We start from the raw sequence: 6,462 nt of genomic DNA, 5'->3' as shown, positions 1-6,462 counted from the left end.
GTGGCACATCATATATTAATCCCTATCAAAGAATCTTGCCTGCAAGAGCATATTGGATAAGTTTTAGGGCGGATTGGAACCCCCCCCCCCCGATACCCTATCTACTATTAAATAGGCAGGGTATCCTCTCAAGTAGCCTTTAGTTTATGACTTCAATCCTTAACATTCTCTGTTTAGACAAATCATTCTAAGACAACCTCACATAGCCTCGAACGTGTTTTTATTTATGGCTTTGGCTTTACTAATCCCAATCAATAGTTTTCTGCTTCATAGATAAAGCCTATAAAGCCCTAAGCATATCCTCAAAGCTCTTTTGAAAGGCTATAAGCCCTTCATCTAAAAGCTTTTGTGATAAATTTTGATAATTTATCCCCGCTTTGCTTACCTCCGCCCAAAATGCGTTGCGCTCTTGTGCGCTAATCAGTGATTTTTGTGCTTTGTTTGTGCTATTTTCATAAGCTCTAATCGCCTCAAGCGGTGCAGTATTCACACTATGAGGTAAAATCAAGCTATCAATATAATAGCTTGGTGGTAAATCCCCGCTTTTCACGCCTGTAGAAGCAAAAAGTGTGCGGATAGAATCCACTTTGAAATGCTCAATTTCCCCATAGCAATCCATCGCATTCATAATGCCCATTTTAGCCTGTAAATGCTGCTCTAAATGAGTATCTACCGCCCTATCAAAACGTGAGACAAATACACTGATCACAGCTTGAATGTGTGAGGTTTGTATGCCCTCTTTTAATGCAATGGCACATTCTTTGGCTTGATTTGGTGTGAAAATAAGTGTGGCATTGACATTTATACCCCTTTGTGTAAGAGCATTCATCACTTCATATCCTGCGGGAGTAGCTGGGACTTTAATCATCACATTAGGCATAGCTATGGCATTATAGAGTCTTATGCCCTCATCTATACTTTTAGCAGCATTTTCACTCAAAAATGGGTCGATTTCAATGCTTACAAAACCCTTGCTCTTATCTTTATCCCACAAAGGCTTTAGAATCTCTGCTGCCCTCTTAATATCTGCTATGGCAAGATGCTCATAAATCGCCTTGGGCTTCGCGCCTTTGAGGGCTTGTATAGCTGCTGCATAGGCGGAGGTTTTAAGGCTTTGAGCGAAAATGCTAGGATTGCTTGTCGCTCCTTGTATTGCCCCTGAATCTACCAATGAAACAAATTCCTTTTCTAAAAAATCCTTTTGGATAAAATCACACCATAAGCTAAAATCAAGCGGCATTATTGCTCCTCGTAAATGAAATTTATAATGTAGATTCTATACCTGAAAAGCTTAACTTGCAAATGTGAAGCAAAAGAATAATGCTTGCAACCCATTATGCCAACAAACCTCTTTATTAATGAAATCTTTTAGCACAAAAGAGTAGAAAATGGCTGGTACTCCATATTAATTTTATGATGAAAAGCCTAATTCTTTTGGCAAAATAGACATTTACAGAAGAAGAGGAGATTCACATCAATATCCCATAACCAAAGAGAATCTATCTAAAGTCAATAAAAGGTGACTCAACCAAAAACAATTTTGAGATATAAAGTGGGCTAAGAATTAATAAATCTAAAAAGCTAGTAGCAAGACAATAGACACCATTTGCCATTGATACCTCAAGCCTAAGCAATGCCAAAATAGCAAACCCTAGAATTTATCAACTTTTCATCAATCATTATCTTTGTGAGATGAAAAAACATAACAAAAGCTTTCTATAAATCTATCCACTTTACTTATTTTGTAATTTAAGATTCCTATTTTTTGCTCTCATAAATAAATGGCACACTTTTGATACCCGCATCTACGACTTTTTGATTGATTTTCATCGTGTCCTTTGTATCAATGTTAAGGTAGTTTGTAGGCACCTTAGAATGCGGGGTATAGACTTCTCTTAGCACACTAAGCTTTTGCTTATTGTCCTTTGCATCAAGCAATCTATCGCGTATCATACTCGCCTTCAGTGGTGAATCTTGCCCCACAAAGCCAACAATCAGCATATACACATCAGAATCTACCAATCGCTTTTCAACACCCTGCAATTCCTTTTGACAGGAGGGGCAATTAGGATCAGAAACAATATAGGTGATTTTTTTCACATTTTTATTGGGGGAATGAAGGATGATGTATTCATCTTTAGCAATTTTTTTAAAAAATGTTTCAAGAGTAGCATTATCAGGCTTAGAGCTGGTGTCTGTCTGCTTAATGAGATTGCTCACAGCTCCCATATCCTCGCTTTTGTCGGCAAAAAATACATTTGAGACACCAATTACCACTTTGCCATCTTTGCTGGCAAAAATGGGTATTTGCATATCGCCTACGGCTATTAGCACGAGTTTCACATCAGGTGTTGAGGTGAGATTTTGGATTTTGATGATCTTTACATCTTGTTTTGCACTTTTTTTCAATGTCTCTTTAAGTGTCTCCTCAAAACTCGCCCCGAAACACAACGTGCTAAAAAGTGCTAAAAAAGCCATATATTGCAAGATTTTTTCAAATTTTTTCATCGCTCTGCCTTTAACAATATGGAATTTAGGCTAAGATTCTATAATATTTTGACAAATACAAAGGTAGATGATGTTAATAGACAATAAGGGTAAAAAAGCAGGGATTCTAAGCTCAAAGCATTATCCTTTTCAAGCCTCATATACAAAGCAATGGCGCAATATGGCGGTATTTTCTCTAGGATCAAATATCCCAAAGGCACACAAGCATAGCATAATGATTTTAGAATCGCTCTTTATGTGGCTAAAGGCACATTCCCGCCTCCATATTTGCGCTACTTCTCCTATATGGCGTAATCCTCCCTTTGGCTTTAAAATGCAAAATGACTTTTATAATGCGATTATGATATGTCAAAGTGATATGGGTCTAAGGGAGATATATAGGCTGATGTTTTATGCGGAACGGCGGTTTGGGCGAGGACGAAAAAGGGCTTTTAAAAACGCCCCTCGCACTCTTGATATAGATTTAATCTATTTTAACACCCTACGTGTGAATCTCTCTCACCTGCAAATCCCACATAAACACTACAAAGAGCGTCCATCGGTAATGCTGCCATTAAGTTTTATGGAATGCTTCTAGGGATTATAACGCTTTGGTAGGCTTATAAAGCAATGTGTAAGGTTGTGTTAAAAACTTAAAGTGTATAATGATAGACTTATTTTATTTGAGGTCAAGGAGGCAGCTATGTCTGGAATCTTAGCAGGGAAAAAGGGGTTAATCGTAGGTGTAGCAAATAACCGCTCTATTGCTTATGGTATCGCCAAAGCGTGTAAGGTACAAGGAGCAGATTTAGCTTTTACATTTTTAAACGAATCCTTAGAGAAAAGAGTGCGCCCTATCGCAGAGGAGTTTGGGGCAAAGGAGCGCGTGTATGAGCTTGATGTGGGTAAAGAGGAGCATTTTAACGCACTTTTTAACGCGATCAAAAAGGATTTGGGAGGACTTGATTTTATCGTGCATTCTGTGGCATTCGCTCCTAAAGATGCGCTAGAAGGGGAGTTTATCCAAACGAGCAAACAAGCCTTTAATACCGCTATGGAAATCTCTGTATATTCACTCATCGAACTCTCCCGCACTATGCTTCCCTTGCTTAATCCAAATGCGGCGATTCTCACACTTACCTATCTTGGTAGTGTCAAATATGTAACAAACTACAATGTTATGGGCGTGGCAAAAGCTGCCTTAGAATCTTCTGTGCGCTATCTTGCCTATGACTTGGGAAAACAAGGCATTCGTGTCAATGCTATCTCCGCAGGTCCTATTAAAACCTTAGCTGCAAGTGGAATAAGTGATTTTAATATTATGCTCAAATGGAATGAAGCAAATGCGCCATTGCGTGAGAATGTGAGTATTGACCAGGTAGGAAATGCAGCGATGTATTTGCTCAGTCCTCTTGCAAGTGGCGTTACCGGTGAGGTGCATTATGTCGATGCAGGATATAATATTATGGGTATGTGTGCCACCGAGCAAGTCGATGGCAAAATCACACCACGTTGGGATATTTTACGCTCTTAAAAAGCAATCATAATATTCGCGAGGTAACTAAGTTGCATAGGTAGAGATTCATTATTATTAGCTCCTAATTCCTTAAATTTATCACTTAGAGGAAAGCTGCCTCGCCCCATTACTTCAAGGCTAACAAAATCACTTAGCACAAAGCCTAATCCTAGATTCACATTTACCCCAAATCCTTTTGTGCTCTCATCATTAAGCTTAAGTTGTGCATAATGCACACCCGGTCCGCCAAAGGTATAAAATCGTGGAGCGAATCTATACCCTTCTTCCCAAGTGATACCATAGCTTCTATATGATGGTTTCGCATCACTTTTCAAGAGATTTGAATCTGCGACTTCAACAAGGATACGCGTAAAAAGCTTTTGGCTCGTATTTATCTGTAAGCCCACCGCGCCGCGTCCACTTAAACCACCTTTCTTGTTATACAAAGTCTCGCCCATATTGCTCCATTTGACATTTGTATCAGCATTTTTAAACCAAGTGGTTTGAGAACCTATACTTCCACCTGCTATGAAGCAGTATTTCTGCTCCTGTGCTTTTGGAGCACAGGAGCAGAAATAAATGTAATAAAAGCAAGAATTTTTTTTATTTTATCTCCTTTAATGATTTAATAAGATTATAAACTCATCAACTTAGCAAACCACAGCTTAATATAAAAATCGCACTTTTTTACCAAAACCTTAGTATAAGTAGAGACCAATCGAATAAATACCATAACATAAATCCTCCTCTTTATTTTAGCATTAAAGCTTAGTGCTAAACATTATTATCAAGGTAGAATCTATCCTGATACCCTCAAATTAAAAGTAAAGACCTAGAGGTATTCCAGCAACAAAAGCCCACATACTACACCTCCTTTTAAAGATTATCTCAAACCAAAACTTTATGATTTGATTGAATGATTATACTATACAATATAATAATTGTTATTATTTTATATATCAATATTTTGAGTAATGTAATTTTGTAACATAATCTTTTTTAAGTCAAATTTGCCTACAATGTGTCTTTTATTTTCATAAAGGATTCACAAACAATGCGTTTTAAAGCACAGCAGAGTCTCCACCTCATCTCACTTGGCTGCACAAAGAATCTTGTAGATTCTGAAGTAATGCTTGGACGATTACAATCTTATGCCCTCACGCAAGAGCTTGAAAGTGCTGATGTAATTATCATTAATACTTGCGGTTTTATAGAATCTGCCAAGCAAGAGAGTATCCAAACTATTCTCCACGCCTCAAGCAATCGCAAAAAGGGTGCATTGCTTGTGGTAAGCGGCTGCCTCTCGCAAAGATATGCTAATGAACTTAAAGCAGAAATACCAGAGATTGATATTATCACAGGCGTGAGCGATTATGACAAAATCGATAATATGATAGCTCAAAGGCGTGGCATAGCGTCTAATAAAGTCTTTTTGGCTGATGAAAACGATAAGCGCGTGATTGTCGGCTCATCTTTTCACGCTTATATTAAACTTAGCGAGGGTTGCAATCAACAATGTAGCTTTTGTGCAATTCCACAATTTAAAGGCAAACTCCATTCACGCACATTGCAATCCACACTCAAAGAATTGACAAATCTCTATAATCAAGGATTTAGAGATTTTAGTTTTATCGCTCAAGATTCTAGCTCATATATGCGTGATTTAGGGCAAAAAGATGGGCTTATACGGCTCATTCAAGCTATTGATAATCTTAACCTTGATATAAGTTGTAGGATTTTTTATCTCTACCCCAGCACGACTTCTTTACAACTCATAGAATCTATTGCTGCCTCAAAGTGCTTTTTACCATATTTTGATATGCCCATTCAGCATATCGCAGATTCTATGCTACGCACGATGAGACGAGGAGCAGATAAAGCGGCACATTTAGAACTATTAAGGGCGATGAGGGCAGTCCCACATAGCTTTATCCGCACAAGCCTTGTGCTTGGACACCCCGGCGAAGATGAAGCGGCATTTACAGAGTTGTGCGAGTTTATAGAATCTTTTGGCTTTGATAGGATTAATCTCTTTGCCTACTCGCCGCAAGAACACACCCTAGCCTATAAGCTACCTAAAGTAAGCGCTAAAATCACAAATACCCGTATAAATGCCCTTAATCGCATTATCAAAGCCCAGCAAAAGGCTCTAAATAAAGCTCTTGTGGGGCAGGAAGTGAATATTATCGTGGAGGGTAAAAGCGAGATAAGCGAGTATTTTTATAGGGCGCGGCTTGTGCTGTGGGGCAGGGATATTGATGGGGAGATTCTCATCAATGATAGCGAGATGTGTGATAAAAGTGGCAATATGCTGCCTTTAAGCGAAGGATATTACCGCACCAAAGTCACTGCATACAAGCAAAACTTCCTTTTTGGTAAAGTTCTTGCGCATTTAGCGCATATTTCCTAGCAAAAACAGCAAAAAATAAAGACTTTTTAGATATAAGGATAGGCTTATG

General features: G+C 38.4%; 6 protein-coding genes. 3 read left to right on the top strand and 3 right to left on the bottom strand.

Annotated features, from left to right (window positions below; translation table 11 throughout):
- Window positions 1-280 precede the first annotated feature (280 nt).
- Entirely contained in the window at window positions 281-1,240 is a 960-nt protein-coding gene (locus QZ289_RS05935; protein WP_295700363.1) for a transaldolase, read from the bottom strand.
- A gap of 518 nt (window positions 1,241-1,758) precedes the next feature.
- Complete coding sequence (locus QZ289_RS05930; protein ID WP_295700360.1) at window positions 1,759-2,508, bottom strand: protein-disulfide isomerase; 750 nt, start codon at window positions 2,506-2,508, stop codon at window positions 1,759-1,761.
- Window positions 2,509-2,578: 70 nt separating this feature from the next.
- Between QZ289_RS05930 and folK the strand changes: the two genes are divergently transcribed.
- A complete protein-coding gene (gene folK, locus QZ289_RS05925) occupies window positions 2,579-3,085 on the top strand; it encodes a 2-amino-4-hydroxy-6-hydroxymethyldihydropteridine diphosphokinase (RefSeq protein WP_295700357.1) in 507 nt (168 codons plus the stop codon).
- Between the two features lie 105 nt (window positions 3,086-3,190).
- Entirely contained in the window at window positions 3,191-4,021 is an 831-nt protein-coding gene (gene fabI, locus QZ289_RS05920; RefSeq protein ID WP_295700354.1) for an enoyl-ACP reductase FabI, read from the top strand.
- On the opposite strand, the gene QZ289_RS05915 is transcribed toward fabI, so the two are convergent.
- Entirely contained in the window at window positions 4,018-4,584 is a 567-nt protein-coding gene (locus QZ289_RS05915) for an outer membrane beta-barrel protein (RefSeq protein ID WP_295700371.1), read from the bottom strand. The two genes, fabI and QZ289_RS05915, sit on opposite strands and share 4 nt — an antisense overlap.
- A gap of 473 nt (window positions 4,585-5,057) precedes the next feature.
- Here QZ289_RS05915 and rimO point away from each other — a divergent pair, with 473 nt between their 5' ends.
- Window positions 5,058-6,413, top strand: a complete 1,356-nt coding sequence (rimO, locus tag QZ289_RS05910) for a 30S ribosomal protein S12 methylthiotransferase RimO (RefSeq protein ID WP_295700352.1) — start codon at window positions 5,058-5,060, stop codon at window positions 6,411-6,413.
- The last annotated feature ends 49 nt before the right edge of the window (window positions 6,414-6,462 follow it).

Source organism: uncultured Helicobacter sp. (assembly GCF_910577135.1).
GTDB lineage: Bacteria > Campylobacterota > Campylobacteria > Campylobacterales > Helicobacteraceae > Helicobacter_C > Helicobacter_C mastomyrinus.
Note: the sequence above shows the minus strand (reverse complement) of the source record. Positions and strands in the feature narration are given on the sequence as shown.